The 19,913-nt window shown below is 45.2% G+C and carries 12 protein-coding genes and 5 pseudogenes; 5 read left to right on the forward strand and 12 right to left on the reverse strand.

Annotated elements, in window-relative coordinates:
• Positions 1-136: 136 nt before the first annotated feature.
• The 7 genes and pseudogenes from gapS6b to BV494_RS24720 all read right to left on the reverse strand — a co-directional run bounded on the left by gapS6b (position 137) and on the right by BV494_RS24720 (position 8,484).
• Entirely contained in the window at positions 137-3,493 is a 3,357-nt protein-coding gene (gapS6b, locus tag BV494_RS24690; protein ID WP_104925436.1) for a GapS6b family protein, read from the reverse strand.
• A gap of 3 nt (positions 3,494-3,496) precedes the next feature.
• Entirely contained in the window at positions 3,497-3,826 is a 330-nt protein-coding gene (gapS6a, locus tag BV494_RS24695) for a GapS6a family protein (RefSeq protein WP_104925437.1), read from the reverse strand.
• Positions 3,827-4,324: 498 nt separating this feature from the next.
• On the reverse strand, positions 4,325-4,684 hold the full coding sequence (locus BV494_RS24700) for a hypothetical protein (protein WP_104925438.1): 360 nt from the start codon (positions 4,682-4,684) through the stop codon (positions 4,325-4,327).
• Positions 4,685-4,902: 218 nt separating this feature from the next.
• Positions 4,903-5,126, reverse strand: a pseudogene (locus BV494_RS24705) (recombinase family protein); the annotation flags it as partial.
• A gap of 63 nt (positions 5,127-5,189) precedes the next feature.
• The gene (locus tag BV494_RS24710) at positions 5,190-6,851 is read right to left on the reverse strand and encodes a methyl-accepting chemotaxis protein (protein WP_104925439.1); all 1,662 of its coding nucleotides are present in this window, start codon (positions 6,849-6,851) and stop codon (positions 5,190-5,192) included.
• A gap of 448 nt (positions 6,852-7,299) precedes the next feature.
• On the reverse strand, positions 7,300-7,695 hold the full coding sequence (locus BV494_RS24715; protein WP_104925481.1) for a (R)-mandelonitrile lyase: 396 nt from the start codon (positions 7,693-7,695) through the stop codon (positions 7,300-7,302).
• Positions 7,696-7,752: 57 nt separating this feature from the next.
• The gene (locus tag BV494_RS24720) at positions 7,753-8,484 is read right to left on the reverse strand and encodes a carboxymuconolactone decarboxylase family protein (protein WP_104925440.1); all 732 of its coding nucleotides are present in this window, start codon (positions 8,482-8,484) and stop codon (positions 7,753-7,755) included.
• 131 nt (positions 8,485-8,615) lie between these two features.
• Here BV494_RS24720 and BV494_RS24725 point away from each other — a divergent pair, with 131 nt between their 5' ends.
• The gene (locus BV494_RS24725; protein ID WP_226790144.1) at positions 8,616-9,515 is read left to right on the forward strand and encodes a LysR family transcriptional regulator; all 900 of its coding nucleotides are present in this window, start codon (positions 8,616-8,618) and stop codon (positions 9,513-9,515) included.
• Between the two features lie 249 nt (positions 9,516-9,764).
• Here BV494_RS24725 and BV494_RS24730 read toward each other — a convergent pair.
• The 4 genes and pseudogenes from BV494_RS24730 to BV494_RS24750 form a co-directional block, all read right to left on the reverse strand.
• Positions 9,765-9,980 (reverse strand): annotated as a pseudogene (locus BV494_RS24730) (integrase core domain-containing protein); the annotation flags it as partial.
• A 7-nt stretch (positions 9,981-9,987) separates the two neighbouring features.
• Positions 9,988-11,000, reverse strand: a pseudogene (locus BV494_RS24735) (IS110 family RNA-guided transposase).
• Positions 11,001-11,015: 15 nt separating this feature from the next.
• Positions 11,016-12,785, reverse strand: coding sequence for a sensor domain-containing diguanylate cyclase (locus BV494_RS24740; protein WP_104925441.1), 1,770 nt, complete (start codon positions 12,783-12,785; stop codon positions 11,016-11,018).
• 1,059 nt (positions 12,786-13,844) lie between these two features.
• Positions 13,845-14,499, reverse strand: a pseudogene (locus tag BV494_RS24750) (transposase); the annotation flags it as partial.
• On the opposite strand from BV494_RS24750, the pseudogene BV494_RS26465 reads away from it, so the two are divergent.
• Positions 14,486-15,467 (forward strand): annotated as a pseudogene (locus tag BV494_RS26465) (IS630 family transposase). The pseudogenes BV494_RS24750 and BV494_RS26465 sit on opposite strands and share 14 nt — an antisense overlap.
• 1,156 nt (positions 15,468-16,623) lie before the next feature.
• On the opposite strand, the gene BV494_RS24760 reads toward BV494_RS26465, so the two are convergent.
• Positions 16,624-17,499 carry a LysR family transcriptional regulator gene (locus BV494_RS24760; RefSeq protein WP_104925442.1) on the reverse strand — a complete coding sequence of 292 codons (876 nt, stop codon included), beginning with the start codon at positions 17,497-17,499 and terminating at the stop codon, positions 16,624-16,626.
• Positions 17,500-17,601: 102 nt separating this feature from the next.
• Between BV494_RS24760 and BV494_RS24765 the strand changes: the two genes are divergently transcribed.
• From BV494_RS24765 to BV494_RS24775, 3 genes are all read left to right on the forward strand, one after another.
• Positions 17,602-18,537, forward strand: coding sequence for an NADP-dependent oxidoreductase (locus BV494_RS24765; RefSeq protein WP_104925443.1), 936 nt, complete (start codon positions 17,602-17,604; stop codon positions 18,535-18,537).
• A gap of 29 nt (positions 18,538-18,566) precedes the next feature.
• Complete coding sequence (locus BV494_RS24770; protein ID WP_104925444.1) at positions 18,567-19,436, forward strand: NmrA/HSCARG family protein; 870 nt, start codon at positions 18,567-18,569, stop codon at positions 19,434-19,436.
• A 176-nt stretch (positions 19,437-19,612) separates the two neighbouring features.
• Positions 19,613-19,855, forward strand: a complete 243-nt coding sequence (locus BV494_RS24775; protein WP_192938229.1) for a hypothetical protein — start codon at positions 19,613-19,615, stop codon at positions 19,853-19,855.
• The last annotated feature ends 58 nt before the right edge of the window (positions 19,856-19,913 follow it).

Below are 19,913 nucleotides of genomic sequence, written 5' to 3' on the forward strand. Positions count from 1 at the left end.
TAGTCTGGGGTGTAGTCTGGGCGCTCAGTCTTTGGGTGAAGAATATGAATACAAAGCTGCCATAACAAATTATGGCAAGCCAATAGAAAAAAACTGACACTCAAGCGAAAATATATAAATAATCTATTTATTACGGTCATGTGTTCTTTAAAAATTTTTTATTAAATTCATCTGCTAACGCGGGCAGTATACTATTAATTCTTTTGATATTCATAAAATGACCAGTCGCGTATCTCGTAGCCAAGTGACAGATAAAGTCTGTAATACGTCCAGACCCATTTATGATTGTAAGAATTAAAATAAAAGTGGCAAACTGGTCCTCTCTTAAACGATTTCTATTTCTTTCTAGAACTGCGTTACAGCATGCGTTGAAAACCTTATCAATATTATATCCAAAAGGATTGCATTCATAAGTATTCCCCAACAAAATATCACTATCACTAAACCAATGTGTATAGGAAACCTTCTTCAGGTAAGAATTAAAAACAGATGCCATAAAAAAGTTGATTTCAATTTCTTCATTAAAATTCTTTACGTACTTATTAATTAAAGAAGAAATATAAATCCCGTGCATATCGTCTTTCGAACGGCAAAGACTGATGAAGTCATTTGGGGGTAAAATATAAGGTAATTCTGAAATACTGTGCAGCAGCACAGCCTCCTCACGGTAAGAATATTCAATGTTATTAGCTGCATCTAAAAGTATAGAGAACGTATTAGATAGAATATTCCCTGAACGATACTTAAGATAGTTTGCCACTTGTGTATCGATGGTAAAAAATGGCAGATTGCTGGACTTTAGTGCATAAAGAGATTTCATATAAACAGGACCAGTCATTTTACTGATAATCCGAAATTCATTTGTCGAATTAGTAATCTGTAAAGTAAGCGGTGTAATAGAAGGTAAAAGTCTTTTTAGATTTTTAATAAATGTTTTAAAAACCAACTCCAGAGTTTCAGAAGTAGTGATTGATAGTTCCCCACCAGGTCTTACATTCATTGACATATATGACTTATTATCAATATCATCTAGCCATTTACGCAAGCTATTAATATCTTCCTCAATCAAGTTTATAGTCACCCCCTGATTTACAAAGTGCTGACTCAAAGATGTAAGGCAAAGATAGACCACTGTCACAATATCACTGCTCACACCGCCACTCAGCAATTCCCCCTCATTAATGAAACCGATGTATTTAGTTCTCTTATGTGTCAGAAGTTGCAATGCAGACTTTACAGAATCATTTTTTTCTAAATAACAAGCCTGAATACTTAGGAATATACTCTCTTGAAAATCCATCATCGAGGTTTCGTTACTAATAGGGAAGAAATTCTTAATAGCCTCTACCATTTTGTCAGGGTCACGAGGTAGATGGATTATTTGAAAAGCATCTGAACCATCATTCGACTCATGTCTTATCGCACTCGCCATTCTATACACGGCGACATACGGGGGTAGTTTTTCCTGCAAGGTAATAAGTTTATTCCCAACCATCACCTGAACTCCAACTTCTGCACTGAGAAGGGCTTTTCCAATTAAAGAGATATTACTCAGAAAATATAAGTTTTGGTTAGGTTGATTGTTTAGAATTAACTTAGTGAATGTTGAACCTGAGTCAATATATTGGACTCCACATAAACAATCATCCAAAGAAGAAGACAGAACGTGTTTCTCACGTTCAGGCCCTATCATTAGATGATTACCCACGTCAGAGACGAATTTAGCATTTTTTTCAGGGGAAATAAGGAAAAGATTCACCGAAATGAGTTCTATCAGATCATAACGATTTAACTTTGCCAAGATGCATAAAAAATTAAATACAGTGGGAGAATGTGAAATAATGACAGAAAAGTCGAAGGTATTGATGACATTCTCGGCCTCTAGGTTCTTCCTCAAACTATCAAAAGTCATTAATTTAAGAACAATAAATTGCAAATCGCTTGTGTCTTTAACACGAGCAATGACTTCCTCTGCGCGCTCAGGCATGGAATGATAGAGATAGGATTCCATTAGCTGACAGAAAACAAACGTAGGTTTATCGGTATCTATAATATTTTTTTCTGCATTATGAAAATCGAGATACCGTCCACATGAGTACAAATTAATAAGATATTGCTCGATCAGTGGAGAACACCATAGGTTTTCTCTCCGGCCTATGTACTTGGCCATAATGTCACATGCATCTTCCGGCAGATCTGTCGCACATAGCATACTTGCAACTTTAAGGATAAACATGGATGACAGTTTTCCCTCAAAATCTCCATCAAATTCAGAAAGAAATTTTAATATTTCCCTGACACTTTCACTTCCATTACCATTAATGGATAACTTAACGCAAAGTTTGGAAAAATTATTCTCAAGGATATTTTGACTACCTATAATTTCAACACCTTTGAGTACCCAATTGGAAAGCTCATCGGGTGTCAAAACATCTTTCGCCATCAAAAAGTCAGAAGTTTCAACATTTGTTTTTGAAGAGATTTCATCTACAAAATTTAGTCGATACTCTTCATCTGACTTACACCTTCTGACCACAGCCATCTTATTATTTTCGTTAAAAGGCTCGTCAAAGAATAAAGACTTTAACTCTGCAGCAAAATCCGGATAGATTATCTTTAACAAATCCAAATTTTCGAGACATAATTTACGCAAATCATTACTTTGCTCTTTGGTAAAGATATAAATAGGTACAATAATATTAAACATTCTTATATCGTTTCCATGATATGTCGCCATAAAAGAAACGATATTATTTATAAGGCATTCCACTTCGTTTTTACTTTCCTGAGATAGCAACCAATAGTCGGTATTACTTAATAATGGGTTGAGACTCAATGCTTGCGTATACAGGAATATCACAGTGGAGTTGTTATTTGCATAAGTTTTTTTTAAATACTCTGCAATATTTCTTGCCTCAGTTGAACATTCGACCCTCATCAACCCAGCTACCAGCCCGACCAGTTCTTCTTCAGAAAACTGATATTTATTATTTTTTGCCAAAGTCAACAAATCATGTTTTTCTGTGAAAAGCTCATACTTAACCGCCTGGGTGTTATTGCCAGAGACAGTAAAACCCTCAAGCCTATTGCGGGCCTCCTCTTCTCCTTCTTGTCTCAAGGAGGCCCTTAAAGCCAGAGATATAGCTAAATCCTTTATCATCAGGTCTTCAGTAGAACGAATGATTTTGTACAAAATCCCTAAATCTACATGATGGTTAGCATTTTCAATGATTGAGCATCTAACATTTATTAGATGTAACAGCGAACGGACATCTTCACTTAAGTTAGCGATACTGGAGATAAATTGAATTTTTTCACGTGCTTCAGGAATACTTCGATTTGAGAGCAAATTTAAAATAGTTTGAATGGGTTCCCGTAAATTTTCCGGAATTACTGTGCTCGAAGTAATATAAATATTTTCAATATTACATTCTAACTTACTTCCCCATACATTATCTCCCCTACCATGATGAATTTGTGTATTCTCTATCATGGCCTACTTACCAGTATTGACTATTTTATTTCCACCAACATTGTCACCAGTACCGAAATGAGTCTGGTTTATTGTTGTAGTGGAGCCTTCAGGAATATTCTGCAGAATCTCAACAATATCTGGCTGTGTATTTAACACCTTTTCAATTGCTTTTTGGCTCATATCTTCATTAACACTCAGCTTTTCGAGCTTATCGGCCAAGATTTCTACATGTTGGTCACTGGTGATAAACTCAGTCAACTTTTTCTTTATGCCCTCCTTCGTATATGAAAGTCCCGTAGAAAAAATATCGTAAATACTTCTGGCAAGAATTGCTGTTGTCAAGGCGCTCATTATTTACTCCTCAATTGAAATCAGCCAATTTCGGCTCCGACCAATATAAGTTAAACGTGTTCCAGTATTTTAGCAATTACAGACCCATCAAAATCAGTACTAAACTCCCTAAGTCCATTAAACCACACATGGTGACAGTAGATCCTTACAGGGCAAGAGACAATTCGAATCATTCAGCCTTAACGCATGTTGGTACGCAGACTCGTCACTCGTCAGTAATCACGACATCCATAATAGGCAGCCTGGGGGAACCCCAACATAGTGAAAACTGCATTGGGCAGTCTGCGGGTAAACCCCAATCCGGGAAAAATAAGAGCGTACGAGTGAAAGCTGGTCGAGAAGGTTGCCCAGGCTCATGGAAAAGGAGAAGGAGAAGGAGAAAGAGAAGGAGAAGGGATCGACCATAGTAACTTTGCTGCCATAACAAATTATGGCAGGGCAATAGAAAAACCTGATACTTAAGCAAAAGCATATAAATAAGAAATCTATTTATTAGCGCTATGTGTTCTTTGAAAGAATTTTATTAAATTCAGCCACTAACTCAGGCAGAATGATATTAACTTCTTTGATATTCATAAAATGGCCAGTGACGTATCTTGAAGCTAAGTGGCGAATAAAGTCTTTGATAAGTCCAGAATCAACTTTGTTAATAAGAATTAAATAGAATTTCGCAAACTTGTACTCTACTGATTGTGTCTTATTGCTTGCAACAATTGCGTTACAGCATGCATTGAAAACCTTATCAACATTACCACCAAAAGGATTATTTTCATAAGTATTTCTCAGCAGGAAATTCTTATCATTAAATAAATCGGCACGAAAAACCTTCAATAAATAAGAATAGAATATGTGGGTCATGAATTCGTATAACTTAATTTCTTCATTTAATTCCCCGCGTACTTATTAATTAATGATGAAATATATATACCATGACTATCTTCTTTGACTTTAGAAATACTTAAGAAATCTAGAGGGGGAGAACGTACGGAAAATCAGAAATACAGTGAAGCAGTAAAGACTCTTCCCGTAGAGAGTATTTAACATTATGAGCCGCATCTGAAAGTATTGAGAACACATTAGAAATAACACCTCCCAAACAAAACTTGTGATAAAGCGGAGCAGTATCCCGTTGCATCCGCTGTTTCCCTGATACTGAGTTTCTTAACCTGCCGGTAGTACAGGACTTTCTGATGACGCTCTTTATCGGCCTGTTTTCCCGGTATTTACTCAGCATATGTGCGCATTCAATTCCCTGTTTATGCCGCAGGCGGCGGCTCAGCTCGTCCTTATGCAACATAGCGACCCATCTTATTGATGGCGGTTATTCACGGCGCGGGTAGCCGTATATGCAATTTTACTGGCATCAGAAGCTTTGCCAGTTCCCTTCCGTTGACTCCCCGTTGTTCCTGGCGGCGCGTCCGTCAGGTAAAGATGGCTTTAAGCCTACACTACCTGTCGATGTGGGCAGTCCCTTTACCGGGGGGGAGCCGATGACAAAGGTCGAAACCAGCTGGTTCAGCACGTTAGCCTGCTCCATCAGCGAGTTTGCGGCTGCTGATGCTTCTTCAACTAGTGCAGCATTCTGTTGTGTCACGTCGTCCATCTGATTCACCGCCTGGTGGACCTGACCGATGCCCAGCATCTGTTCGTGAGCGGCGGCCGCAATTTCATTGACAAGGTCTGCAACCTGCCCGATAGCGTCCTTCAGGCTCCCCATGTTATTCCCAACCTCTTCCGCCTGCTGTGCGCCTGTTTCTACAAAACGCATTGAGGACTCAATGAGCACTTTTATTTCGCGCGCTGAAGACGACGAGCGCTGCGCAAGATTGCGAACCTCTCCAGCCACTACAGCAAATCCACGACCTTGCTCGCCCGCCCGCGCCGCCTCAACCGCTGCATTGAGTGCCAGAATGTTAGTCTGAAAAGCAATGCCCTCTATGACGGAAATAATATCCGTGATTTTTGTTGAGCTGCCTCTGATATCGGACATGGTCTGGAGCATCGTGGTTACCTTCTGCGCGCTGTCTTCTGAGAGACTACGGGCGTTCTGCGAGAGCTGGCTCGCGGTGTCGGTATTCTCTGCCGTCTGACGGACCGTTTCGCTCAGCTCCGACATGCTGGCCGCCGTCTGTTCCAAGGAAGCCGCCTGCTCCTCGGTTCTGGCTGACAGGTCCTCATTGCCTGCGGATATCTGCACAGAGGCCGTGCTCACGGACTGGGATGATGTGCTCACGGACATCAGCGAAGCCGCAACATTTCCTGCAAGCTCGTTATATGCCCTTGCCATCAGGCCAATTTCATCATTACGCGAGTCGTCAACCCGGAGAGTAAGGTCAAGGCGTGAATTTGCCAGCTGCATGGTGGACCGCATGGCATTAAGATTTCTCCGGATGCCGGTTATCGTTCTAACAGCGAAAAAAGCCAGCACAAAAATAACGACCGCTGAGCCACCGATCATACCCCATAAAGATTTCTGATAAATTCGGGTGTTATGAACGTTGAGCGACTCTACAATATCCACGTTCAGTTTCAGCTGTTTCTGATAGCCGGCGATCAGGGTGCGGGCAGATGAACCACTGCCGTTACTACCCTCGATTGCCGTAAGCGATATGGCGTCATTCTGCGATCGTGACCCCTGAAGGAAAGCCGGGAGCCTGCTACGGAAGTCTTTAATGTTGGTAAATGCAGCCTCAGTCATCTCCCTGTCTTCTTTATTGGAAATATTATTTTCGAGATAATAACGATTAAGTGACTCCAGCTGACTTACCTTCTCGTCGAGGAGCTTCTCTAGGTTGGCCTGCCTCGCCAGGTCAGTTGAGCTCTGATGGCGATACATCAAGTTAATCAGCTGGTTGCTGCCATCCACCAGTTTTCCCATTACTATAATGGAGGGGGTTGCATTACTTTGTATGTACTGGAAGCGTGATTGAAACCCCGTCAGCACCAGTACAGCTACGATTATCAGAGTGATAAACGAGGCGATCAATAAAGAAAAGATTGTGAGCAGCCTCTGTGTAATCGTCATATTTTTCCACCTGTTCTGTTGAAAGACTCAAAAAACCGCTAATGCGGGACTATGTGTACTTATCGGCATCAGGCGGAAAATAGTGAGCAGTATCAGCTGTCATTGGTAAGCTTCAGCCAAAGGCCGTATTGATTTATCCTGGCATCAATATTGGGAAGGGATCAGGACAGACACTGCCGCCGTGAGGGCGATTGTGGCACGCATACGGGAAGAAACGCCGAGAGTCAGCAAGTCGCAGCGCAGTTTTGACCCGAAATAAGGCTGTGATGTTACCCCGTCGGCAAGATTGACGGCAGGAGAACGGGCTCGCTAGCCTGAAAAGCGGACATTGGCAAAGAAATCCATCGAAAAACCAAATCAGGATTATTTTATAACTGAGTGATTTAAAGATTGATACTTGAAGGGGATAAATAGAAAATGCCTGAATTAATCAGGCACTTAAATAATATTATTTCTTATATTGTTCGTCGGTTACGGGCTCAAGCCAAGTTGAATTAACTCCGTCAATCGATTCAACAATAGCAATGTGCGTCATTGCTGTATCTGAACTCGCTCCGTGCCAATGCTTGATGCCTTCTGGGATCCAAACAATATCGCCCACATTCATTTCGCAAATTTCTTCACCTTCTTCCTGCAACCAGCCGCGGCCTTGGGTAATGATGAGCGTCTGGCCCAGTGGATGGGTGTGCCAGTTAGTACGTGCACCAGGAGCAAACGTCACAGTTGCGCCGCCAATAGTCGCGGCGCCGGTACCGCTAAATGGTGAATCAATTCTTACTTGGCCAGTAAACCAGCTTTCAGGGCCTACGATTGATGCCTGTGAACCACTTTTGATAATTTTCATGTTGTCCATTAGGTTTCCTCTGTTAGAAAATTTGAGATGTTGATTTACAAAAGCCAGTTATTTTTGACGTGTAATAAATACTTCTTTAAATACAGGTAATGCTGAGAAAATATTTGGCCAACCTGCATAAAATGCTAAATGCGTCAGCACTTCTGAGGCTTGGTCATGCGTTAATCCATTATCCATCGCTCGGTTCAAATGGAATGGAATTTGAGCTACCTGACCTGCTGCAACGAGAGCCGCAACGGTTACCAGGCTTCGGTCGCGAGGCGCCAAAGCAGGGCGAAGCCAAAGATTACGAAAAAGGTAATCCGTTGTGTTTTTGACGACACCCGGGGAGGTGCTGCCAAAATTATCCTCAACAAATTTTGCTCTCTGTGCTTCTGTATTCTCGTCTAACGGTAATAGGTCGTCATTTGAGGTTGGCAGTTCAGATAGGTTAACTTTATGACGCTCAAACACTTCTTTTGTGGGCAAGATCGCAGCCATAGCATTGCCCCAGCCTGCATAAAAAGCTAGATGAGTGATAATCTCTGAAATCTCAGAGGGTTTAACACTGTTATCAATGGCACGATCAAGCATTGGTGACATTTCAACTTGAATATTGCGTGTAATGACCGCAGCTAAAGTGATCATACTTCTGTCACGAGGTGATAATTCGTCTTTATCCCATACTTTAATCCAAACATTTTCAAGCAAATCATTTTTCGTAAAATCTTTGAGCGCTGGCGCGACCATTTTGATTTCATCAAGAGTTGGGGTTGTTGTTTTATTTTTCTGATTGCTCATGAAAATTTTTTCCTCTAGGAATAAAAGCCTGAATTTTACAAAGGGATTTAACCTTTGGCTGAAAGGCGTAGAAAGATCTTATCGCGAACAAGACCTCATGATAATATGCAAAAATAGGAATACACTTATTCATGGGTGCATTAATGATTCAGGAAAATTTAAGCGATCTTTTCGCGTTTATGACCGTCGCCCAAGTGGGCAACTTCACTAAAGCTGCTGCTCAGTTAAGGGTCTCTCAATCTGCCTTAAGCCGAACAATCAAGGCATTAGAAGAGCGCATGGGATTTGCTTTATTGACAAGAACCACACGAAGTATGCGTATAACTGACGCTGGACAAAAAGTTCTTGAGGCGATCGTGCCAAGGTTCACTGAGCTGGATCATGATCTTGCTGCCTTAAGCGATTTGAGCAGTAAGCCAAACGGGACAATAAGAATTACCACGATTGATTATGCTGCCGAGACCTACATATGGCCTAAATTGATGCCGCTTTTGAAAAAATATCCTGAGCTTCGAATCGAGTTAATTAACGACTATAGCCTTGCTAACATTGTTCAGGAGCGTTATGACATCGGTATTCGATTAGGAGACCAAATTGAAAAAGATATGGTTGCTAAACGGATTGGCCCCGACATGACTATGGCAATTGTTGGTTCCCCAAACTATTTAAAAAAATGTCCTGCTCCGGAGACACCGCAGGAGTTATTGAAGCATAACTGTATAAATTTAAGGTTGCCTACGCATGATTCCCTTATGTCTTGGGATTTGAAGAAAGGTGGTCAGCAAGTGTCAGTGCAGGTAGAAGGCCAGCTTATCTTTAATACTAGTTATCAGATGCTTAATGCTGTTATTGATGGATTTGGATTAGCTTATCTTCCCAAAGAGATGGTTGAAAAGCATGTTCAAACAGGAACGTTGACCTGGGTACTGGAAGAATGGCATCCAACTTATGTTGGTTTTCATTTGTATTATCGCAGCCGCAAGCAAAAGTCTTTAGCGACCACACTTGTCATTGATGCATTAACCCTTTGAATATATTGATTAAATACGCACTAAAGACCTTACAACAAAATTGAAAAAAACCTCAAGGCGTACTTGACCTAATCTTTTTCTCGAACTATCACAATAGTAGGGCTGCTTTGAGCGAAGTATAGTCATTCGTACCCTGAGAATTACACTTTGAAGTGATTCAGGGTATGCGCTTACTGATTACGAATAATGAGCGAGAATCATGTGATGATCGCTGCTTATCTTTCGAACCCGTAGGTGCTCCTGTAGTGGTCAAGCAAAACTGGCCACGGCTTCAGAGTTTTTCCAGAACAATCGCTCTGATTCATTTGGCGTCAAACCACCATTAAATTGATGAGGTCTGAGCAGGCTGTAATATCCCGTTATGTAATTCGTTATGGCTGTCCTGGCTTCGCTAAAATTAGCGTATCCATTATCCGGTACCCACTCCGTTTTCAGACTTCTAAAAAAACGTTCCATGGGGCTGTTGACGCTCCTATTTCAACGGCCGCAGTTGGGCTCGCCCCAAATCAGTTAAAATAAGCGGATAAAGCTCTCGTACGATGTAGCGTTCAAGGCAACGTAAAATTTCTTTTGTCGACAGTCCTTCTCCTGTTCGACGTTGCACATAGACTTTTGTTCGCGGATCGCTGCGCATGCGTACCAGGACGATTGTCCACAGCGCATTATTCGCCTCACGTGAACCCCCGCGATTCAGGCGATACCTGATGGTTTTACCTGAGGATACCGGCAACGGATTTACACCACAAAGTGACGCATGTGCAGCTTCATTTTTTAATCGTTCAGGATTATCACCAGCAACTGCCAGCAAGATGGCTGCAGTTTGAGGATCTACACCAAACTGTCTCCGTAAGCTTCCGGCATATTCTTGGGTTAAATTATCCAGTAGCTCATCCAGTTGCGTGAGTTCTTCCGCGAGGGCCTGCCACCGTTTAGCCAGGCTTCGAAGTGTGCAACAAAGTGCCAGGAGTAATGGTGATTTCTCAGCAGATTCAAAACGCATACACGCAGTGACGCATTCGTGCGGTTTTGATTTCCACAGCATGTCGCGGATATCCTGGGGGCGCTGACTAATAGCGCACGGAGCTGATTGATTGCCTGAGTTTTCGCCTTTATGGCACTCCGGCGGGCAACGCTGATGATCCGCAATGCCTCGCAGGCGCCGGATTGCAATTTGGGAACGGCTTTGGCACTCCCGGAAAGGACCGTTCTGACGGCATTCTCCGCATCAAGTGGATCAGATTTTCCTTCAAGGCGACGTTTAGAACGATCAGGACGATTGATTTCAAGAACATCGAGCCCTTTTTTAATGAGAAATCGCGTCAGTCCTGCGCCGTACGTTCCGGTTCCTTCTATCCCTGCACGTTTCACCGAGCCAAAAGTGAGTACCCAGTCGAACAATTCTTCATATCCTACCTGGTTAGGCAGCGAGTGCCTTAAGCTTCTTTTCGTCCATAATTTGCCTGTCTCCACAGTTGGAGTGAACATATCAAAAACAGGCAATTACACACCTTTAATTACAGGCTCCATGTCGTGATACCAGACTTCGAGAGCTTCGGGTAGCAGTGGTTTGGCATAAACATACCCCTGTACCTCATCGCAGCCCAGTCCACGCAATATCTTTAGCGTTTTGTCATCTTCCACGCCTTCGGCCAGAACAACATAGTCAAGCTGCTTAAGCAGCCTGACTATGTTGCGAACAATGATGCGACTGCCTTTGTCGCGGGCAATGTTACTCACGATAGAGCGATCAAGCTTGATAATGTCAATCGGGATTTGTCTAAGGTAATTTATGTTGCTGTAGCCGGACCCAAAGTCATCAAGATATATCTTAAACCCGCGTAATTTCAGCATATCTAGTCCGTTAAGGGCTGTCGGACTTTCCAGCATTCTCTCCGTCTCCAAACACTCAACTCCAAGTAGAGCCGGATCTAAACGCGCATCCCGCATTTTCTGTTCAAGCTCATCGGCAAAATTTGGCCGCGAAAAATCACTTGCGGCCAGATTAACGGACACATGTAAAGAAAGCCCCCGGCTCCGCCAGACGGTTAGTTGCGCGATAGTATGATCGATCACCCACGCAGTGAGCTCCCGCATCAGGCTGGTATTTTCCACCAGAGGAATAAATACGCCCGGCGGCACTTCGCCGTGTTCAGGGTGTTGCCATCTCAACAATGCTTCAGCCCCCGTCACTCGGCCCGTCACCAGTGAGACCTTAGGCTGATAGACCAGATATAAACCCAGGTCTTCTTGCAACGCCTGCCTCAATCCGGTCAGAAGGCTGAACTCACTCTTTTTGCGGGTATCCAGTACATCGTCATAGGTTATGCACCGATGGTCTTGGCTAATAGCTTCATGCAATGCACTGACTGCACGGCGCAGAATTTCAATCGGCGTCAGCATTTTGTCACAGAGCCCGGAGTCACCCATATGAATATTCAGATCCAGGGAGACCTCCGGGGTGATCCTGGCTTGAGTTCCCCGCAGGTTCTGAGCGATGTTATCCAGGGTCGGCCCCGTTTTCTCATGAGCTAGAAAGGCAAATCTTCCGAACGCCACTGCATAGAGCTGCCCCGACAATGGCAGACGAACCGAGAACTGTGCGGCCATATCACGGAGTAGATTTTCTACAGCAGTCATCCCCAATGAGCGCTCCATGGAGTAGGCAAATGGCATGTCTATCCCGTCAATGATGATAAGCCTGAAAGCATCCTCAGCCGAAACAGCAATATCCTTTAGCAGTCGCTGGCGGTTTGGCAACATAGTGACGATATCGACATAACCCACAGCGTACCAGGATGCCAAAAATTCTGAAATCAGGCCGGCCAGCTTTTCAAAAATATCGACCTGCTCGTCTGAAATAACCCTCGGTTGAGTATCTAATATGCAAAGGGTGCCTATTGTCACCCCGTCCTGACTTTTAAGAGGACACCCCGCATAAAAACGAATGAAGGGTGCTTCTTTCACCGCACGATAGCTCCGAAAGGCCGGATGCTGATGCGTATCAGGACAAATAATGGTCTTACCGTATTTTAGGGGCTGTACGCAAAAAGCCTCGTCCAGGCCAGTTTCCGTGACCGCGATATTCTGAGCTGATTTAATGTATTGTTTTTCATCATCGAGAACGGATACAAAACTCATCGGCATCTTCAGTAATTGGCAGACCATCTGAGTGTATTTTTTTAACGCTTCATCACGTTCCCTATCATGGCTTTTCAACAACCCGATCGTCGCGTGTCTTTTACTTTCGTTGCTGATGAGATTAGTCAACATGGCAAAGCTCCCCTTGTAACAAACGTCTGAGTTATCTCCCGCGTTGCAGGAATCTTTTTCTTCGTCAGCGGCAGGTGGCAATAAGTATTTTGTGGCTCATCCAAACCCCACATCAGGACGTTTTCCAGTGATCCTGAGGGGAGGTTTTCGCATGCGTACCCGATGAGTCTGAGCGAATCAGTCGCACAGCGGTCGTCAATTCCGGTACGACGTGGGCATCAGCGGGAATCATCTGAAAGATGGCCGCGATTTCCTTAAGCCTGTGAGACTGTCCTTCGAGATATGACGCGGACGACTTGTCTACCAGCAACGTATTTTGCGGCGTCACGCGGTCCATGCCTGACCTTGCGGATACCCAGACTTTGTCCTTGCAATGCATAGGCGACTTCACACATGAATTGCGTCACCTGATTCTCCGTATTAATGATGTGCACGATTGTACCTCCCGCCTGCCCCCTTGCGACCCTCAGATGAATTTTATCAACGGATTCAGCAATCAGCCGCACGATTTATTTTGCCCAAGCGCGCTGCTCTGTGCCAGATGGCGCAGCTCGTTAACCACCACGGCAAGCCCCGCACCCTGTTCAACTTTTAACTCTTTAAGCGCATACAAAGAAAAAGTCCGCCTTCGGCCTTATTAAGATGGGAAAGTGAATATTAACAAGACCATTTTCCGAATTTTAATATTACGAATTTGGTTCATGGTGTAAATAATAAATTTAAAGACATCCAGTGGGGCATTTTAACAACAGCTTGCTGAAGTGACCCTCCTGTGAGATGTGTATCGGCGTCAACAATTTTTTATGGTTACCGATACAATAATATTATCGGCGAATTGTCGGCAAACTTTATAACGAGGAGTAACTCTTTATAGTTAGAGTAGGATGAAAAAATAGCCCTAAATGGCTGGGGCTTTGTTAAATAAATCACAATCTTGGCTGTAATCAGGAACAGAACGCCATATTTCTCATCCTGAAGTGGTATCCCCTAGCAAAAAATGTCAAAAGCATTCAGGTTTTATTGAATAAATCGGATTTAGATAAAACAATGACCTTGTCATTACCGTCCCCTAGCAATTCGTACACTTTCTGGCATACCTGCCCGCGTCATTTTGTTCAACGCACGGTTCATCGCCATAGCTTCACCGACCTGTGCATCGTAGTCGCGCAGCATAAGATGCACACCAAACAGCTGTTTGACATTATACATCACCGTTTCTACCACCGAACGTCGGTTATAAACCGTGTGCCATTTCCAGTAAGCATTACTTCCCGTAAGACGTTGTCTCGCCACCGCCTGATTTCTTTCGGCATACTCCACCGGCCAATAACCGGCGCGTTTTCCTGGTGGGATCAGCACCTTGATTTTCTTACCTCTGAGTTCGTCATGGCATAGTCACGTTGTTCAGGGAAAGGTAAGCGTAGATAGCCTCAGGAGTACCAGCGTCCACGGCCAGGTGCAGTTTCCGACAGAAGCGGCGCCTTTCCTGACCGTGTTTTTTCACCTTCTACTCACCCTCACCGAAAACTTTTAAGCCGGAGGAGTCGATAACAAGGTGGGCAATTTCACCGCGGGTGGAGTTTTTGAACGGGATGCAGATGGATTGAGCCCGTCTGCTGATGTAGGAATAATCCGGGCAGCGGAGCGGAAACTTCATTAAGGTAAAAATGGAGTCAATAAGCTCCTGAGCGGCGCGGAGTGTGAGGCGAAAGACGCTTCATAAAACGCGTGGCAAAAACCACGCACGACGGCTTACGGGACTGCTTATGCTGAACCGGGGGGACAGCGTAAGCGAGGTTGCCAGAACGCTCTGCTGCGCCCGTTCATCCGTGGGTCGCTGGATAAACTGGTTCACCCTTTATGGCACCGACGGCCTGAAATCCCTGCCCCCGGACGCGGCCGTCGCTGGCCTTTTGAGAATATCTGCTCGCTTCTTCGCCAGCTGATAAAACACTCTCCGTGTGATTTTGGCTACCGGCGTTCGTGCTGGAGCACAGAACTGATGGCAATAAAAATCAGAGAGATAACCGGTTGTCATCTGCATGCATCCACCGTCTGCCGCTGGCTTCCTTGGGCCGGCCTGGTCTGGCGAAGAGCGGCCCCGACGCTCAGGATCCGTGACCCGCACAAGGAAGACAAAATGGCCGCTATCAACGCCGCTCTTGCGCAGTGCATCCAGGAAAATCCGGTGTGTTACGAAGACGAGGTGGATATCCACCTCAACCCAAAAATCGGCGCTGACTGGCAGATGAAGGGGCAGCAGAAACGGGTTGTCAGAATGAAAAGTATTACCTGGCGGGTGCCCTGCACAGCGGTACCGGGAAGGTCAGCTACGTGGGTGGCAGCAGTAAAAGTTCGGTGCTGTTTATCAGTCTGCTGAAACACCTCAGAGCGACCTACCGCAGGGCAAAAAGCATCACGCTCATCGCGGATAACTACATTATCCATAAGAGTCGTGAAACGTTGCGCTGGCAGAAAGAGGACCCAAATTTCAGGATGATTTACCAGCCGGTTTACTCGCCGTGGGTAAATCACGTTGAACGGCTGTGGCAGGCATTACACGACACAATCACCCGCAACCATCAGTGCCGTTCAATGTGGCAACAGCTCAAAAAGGTGAAGCATTTTATGAGTACGGGCAGCCCCTTCCCGGGCGGTCAACACGGTCTGACCAAAGTGTAGCGATATTAGGATGAGCTATTTAGATACCGCTACAAGTTCAGGAATGTGGTGATCTGATCCTGATTGATTTCAAAAGTTTTTATTCAACAAAGCCATTGTAATGTTGAAAGACCTATATTCATCGTTTCAGCAGACTGGGTCACCAAGTACTTGTGTTACAGAACCAAATTGACACATTCCTGCTTGAATTCATGGTAAACGTTTTTCTTCGAATGCTCACTTCGTTAACATTGCTCATTATATCTCTAACAAAGCGTCTGGTCTAATTAGAAAATCACATTCGGTCATCTTGCGAAATTTCAGGTGAAAAATAGGATACCACATGCGAATTTTTAAGAGGCAGCAGGGATATTTGAAATAGATAATATAATTTTAAATATTCGGCCATTATATCGTAAGTTAATAAACATTCCCTTAAAATCCGCTTGTGAGATTTACTTATTTCATGAAATAAATAAAATTGCTGGTCAAAATATTTTTTTGGAAAACAAACATGACAACACTCAGCATATAACAGTATATTAATCTGGCGATGGCGAAAAAATATATTAGTAGGGTTTATTGAAGATGCTCTCCTTACAGAAACAGCAGATTATGACGTAACTCCACAGGTAGTTAAATGCGGCTGTGACCTAAAGTTGTTAGGAACGTAGATTCATAAGGCATCTGGCTAAAACGATGTTTGAGCCAGATTGTCGCCTAACTGCAGGACCGTTCAAGTTATCTTAAACGATCAGCGTTAGCGTTAAGGGCGGGATATCAGTATGTAATTTTATAGTCTTGGCAGATCTGCTAATCTTTTTCCAGTAGTCTGCTACAAGTGCAGGATAAAGATTTTCGCCAGATTTAAAGAAAAAAAGCCCACTCTAGTGGGCTGCAAATGCAATTAATCAATTTTTACCATATCGAACAGCTTTGGTACTTAGTGCTTGCCTAATATCTCAGATTGATGTGACACATCACAATACTTGGTGACAAAAAATTTTTATACGGGCGGAAATTCGTTCAAGAGTGGTAACTGAATATCGGCATTTTCAGGTTTTATGGCTTTTATCTGGTTCACGTTAAGGCGCGATGAACCAGATAATGCCTTAGCGAAGGTGATTCCCTTTTCCATACGGCTTTGTAATATGACCGATTGTCTAACGCTGAGGCGTTATCCGTTGAGAACAAGAGACATATGCGGGTATCGGGCGCACAGGAAATCGACGAATACGCGAACCTTTGGCGCAGCAAGCCGCCTGGAAGTATGCAATACCCAGAGTGTCGGCTCTGGGCCCGACGCGATGCCCCACTGAACTAAATCGCCGCGGGCAAGCTGGTTCCATGCGATGGACTGCGGAATGAGGGCAGCGCCGCCGCCGGCGATAGCCGCATCCCGGACCATCAGTAGCGAAGAGAAGCGCAGCTTTGGGATTGGTTCCAGAACTAGTTTGCCTCCATCCAGAGTCCAGTTTCTGGGCTGAAAACCAGAGGTGACAATAGCTGGTATTGCCCTTATTGCTCCGGGTATTGGTCTGATTATTTGAGGCGCCGCCACGACAACCAGACTGTCCCTTGCGAAACACCGTCCGACTAAATTACTGTCGGGGCTCGGGTTGATCCGGATCGCGACGTCAAATTGTTCCTCGATGAGATCCACCATGCGGTCTTCCGCCACGATTTCAATTTCAATTTCAGGGTAGGCCGCACAGAATTCGGCTCCAATACGCCCCATGGCAAGCTGGGAAAACAGGGCCGGAGCTGCGACACGCAAGCGACCGCGTGGCGTCGAAATACCGTCACCGACCGCCGTCATGGCTTCACTCACTTCACTCAACAGACCTTCAGTCCGGAACATCAGCATCGTACCGGCTTCGGTGAGCTTCAAACCACGAGAGCTACGTTCGATCAGCCTCACACCCAGTTGCTCCTCAAGATCGGCAATGCGTCGCGATAACGTGGCTTTGGAAATGCCGCTTGCACGACTTGCCTTCCCAAGCCCCTCATTCGTTGCGACAAGTATAAAATCAGACAGTGCGTTCAGATTCATGGTGTTCCAGTTATGAGACAAGGTATCTATTGTTTATGATCTTTGTTTTTTTATTGCAACGGAATACTGTCTCGTTATCAAAACTGACGACGAGGAAATGATATGAACAATATACAACGTGCTGTACTGATCCGACACTACGGCGGGGCTGATGCGGCGGAAGTGGCCGAGATCGAAAAGCCTACACCGGGACAAGGCCAGGTTCTGGTCCGGGTTCTTGCCGCTGGCGTGAACGGTATTGACTGGAAAGTTCGTGAAGGCCTGTTACAGAATGACTTTCCGCTTCCACTACCGATCATTCTGGGCGCCGAGTTGGCCGGGATTGTCGTCGCTGTCGGTCCCGGTACCTCTCGCTTTCATATCGGTGACCGTGTCATGGGCGCAATAGAAGGGTTGGGTGCATATGCCGAATTCGTGGCAATCAATGAAGTAATCCTTTCTCCGACACCTGAGGGTCTGAAAAATATCCATGCTGCCGCCATCCCCGTAGCAGCCGTCGCGGCATGGAACAGCTTATATCAAGCAGGACCGCTCTATCGGGGGCAGCGCATCCTCATTCATGGCGCTGCCGGTGGCCTGGGGTCTTACGCTGTACAATTTGCCAAACGAGAGGGTGCCGAAGTCTTTGCCACTGCGGGGTCGGCTGATCTGGACTTCGTCCGCAGCCTTGGTGCAGATCATGTCATTGATTATCATTCACAACGTTTTGAGGACGTTGCCCGGAACATAAACCTGGTGCTGGATTACGTAGGCGGAGACGTGCTGGACCGCTCCTGGCAGGTTTTGACAGAGGATGGCGTTATCACTGGCACCACCTCGCCAGACATTCTGGCCCGAAAGCCGGCTAATCGCCGGGGGTTCTGGTTTATGAATAAGCCTGATCCCGTATTACTGGAAACGCTGGCCAGAGAAGTCGCCTGCGGCACGCTTCAGTCCAGAATTGGCGGCATCGTGGGATTCGCTGATATTCCGAACGCCATCGAACGTAACCGTACCGCCTCTCGGACCGGGAAGGTCATTGCAGACTTTTCACGTTAACCATTCTCTGTATCTACAGGAGTCAAAATATGAGCATTCTCGTTACCGGTGCCACGGGCACTATTGGTTCACTCATCATTCAGGGCCTGGCCAACGCCGGCGCCGAAGCTAAAGCCCTTGTACGCAGGGCAGGTAACCGTAAATTCCCCGCAGGGGTCACGGAGGTCGTTGCAGACCTGACCGATATTGCTTCAATGCGCGCGGCACTGTCATCAATACGCACGCTATTTTTGATCAATGCTGTCACGCCCGACGAGGTTACACAGGCCCTGACCACTCTCAATCTGGCTCGCGAGGCGGGCATCGAACGTATCGTGTATTTGTCAGTCATTCATTCTGACAAGTTCACTAACGTGCCGCATTTCACCGGCAAGTATACGGTTGAACGAATGATAGAAAGCCATGATATTCCTGCAACCATTCTGCGTCCGGCTTACTTCATGCAAAACGATCTTATGGTTCAGCAGACCATTCAGAGTTATTCAGTATATCCAATGCCGATTGGATCGGCAGGCATCTCAATGATTGATGCTCGGGATATCGCGGACGTCGCCGTGGCTGAGCTGCTGCGACGTGACAAAGCAACGTCTGCACTTGAAAGGATAATACTGGAACTGACTGGGCCGCAGCCGCTTACCGGAACATCCGTTGCGAAAATCTGGAGTTCCGTTCTGGGGCATGAGATCACTTACGGGGGTGATGATGTCGCCGCTTTTGAAGGACAGCTCACTTCATACTCTCCGGGCTGGCTGGCATACGACATGCGCCTGATGATGGCGGGCATCCAGACATTCGGCATGCACTCCTCAGAAGGAACGACCGCGAAGTTACAATCCATCATGGGACATCCGCTACGTACCTATGAAGACTTCGTACGCGAATCTGTAGCAGGGAACTAAAACAGCAGGCACAAGGGTTGAAATGGTCTAATCAAACCGGACACTTTGTTAGAGATATAATGAGCAACGCTAACGAGGTGAGAATGCGAAGAAAAACGTTTACCCATGAGTTCTAGCAGGAATGTGTCAATTTGGTTCTGCAGCATAAGTATCCAGTAACTCAGGTTGTTGAAACGATGAATATAGGCCTTTCAACATTACAATGCTGGTTACGCCAATATAGCGGAGAATTCAGGGGAGATACTCCCATCGCGATTACATCTGAACAACGACGATTACAGGAACTTGAAAAGCAGGTACGTCAGTTGCAAAGCGACAATGACCTGTTAAAAAAAGCTTCTGTAGATTCAATTGAACAACGACAAAAAGTCGCGGTGAAACTGAAGAAGGCCGGGGCAAACATCCAGCAAGTATGTTGATGTCTGTCGCTCACGCGCAGTGTATTTTACGCCCGGAGCAGGCGGCCAGCCTTCAGAG

Origin of the sequence: Rahnella sikkimica (genome assembly GCF_002951615.1) — a bacterium.
Classification (GTDB): domain Bacteria; phylum Pseudomonadota; class Gammaproteobacteria; order Enterobacterales; family Enterobacteriaceae; genus Rahnella; species Rahnella sikkimica.

Excerpts from the sequence above, each read along its gene's own strand:
- BV494_RS24720 (WP_104925440.1), bottom strand. The coding sequence starts at position 8,484 with ATGAGCAATCAGAAAAATAAAACAACAACCCCAACTCTTGATGAAATC.
- BV494_RS24715 (WP_104925481.1), bottom strand. The coding sequence starts at position 7,695 with ATGAAAATTATCAAAAGTGGTTCACAGGCATCAATCGTAGGCCCTGAA.
- BV494_RS24700 (WP_104925438.1), bottom strand. The coding sequence starts at position 4,684 with ATGACCCACATATTCTATTCTTATTTATTGAAGGTTTTTCGTGCCGAT.
- BV494_RS24710 (WP_104925439.1), bottom strand. The coding sequence starts at position 6,851 with ATGACGATTACACAGAGGCTGCTCACAATCTTTTCTTTATTGATCGCC.
- BV494_RS24765 (WP_104925443.1), top strand. The coding sequence starts at position 17,602 with ATGAACAATATACAACGTGCTGTACTGATCCGACACTACGGCGGGGCT.
- BV494_RS24775 (WP_192938229.1), top strand. The coding sequence starts at position 19,613 with ATGAATATAGGCCTTTCAACATTACAATGCTGGTTACGCCAATATAGC.
- BV494_RS24770 (WP_104925444.1), top strand. The coding sequence starts at position 18,567 with ATGAGCATTCTCGTTACCGGTGCCACGGGCACTATTGGTTCACTCATC.
- gapS6b (WP_104925436.1), bottom strand. The coding sequence starts at position 3,493 with ATGATAGAGAATACACAAATTCATCATGGTAGGGGAGATAATGTATGG.
- BV494_RS24725 (WP_226790144.1), top strand. The coding sequence starts at position 8,616 with ATGGGTGCATTAATGATTCAGGAAAATTTAAGCGATCTTTTCGCGTTT.
- BV494_RS24740 (WP_104925441.1), bottom strand. The coding sequence starts at position 12,785 with ATGTTGACTAATCTCATCAGCAACGAAAGTAAAAGACACGCGACGATC.
- BV494_RS24760 (WP_104925442.1), bottom strand. The coding sequence starts at position 17,499 with ATGAATCTGAACGCACTGTCTGATTTTATACTTGTCGCAACGAATGAG.
- gapS6a (WP_104925437.1), bottom strand. The coding sequence starts at position 3,826 with ATGAGCGCCTTGACAACAGCAATTCTTGCCAGAAGTATTTACGATATT.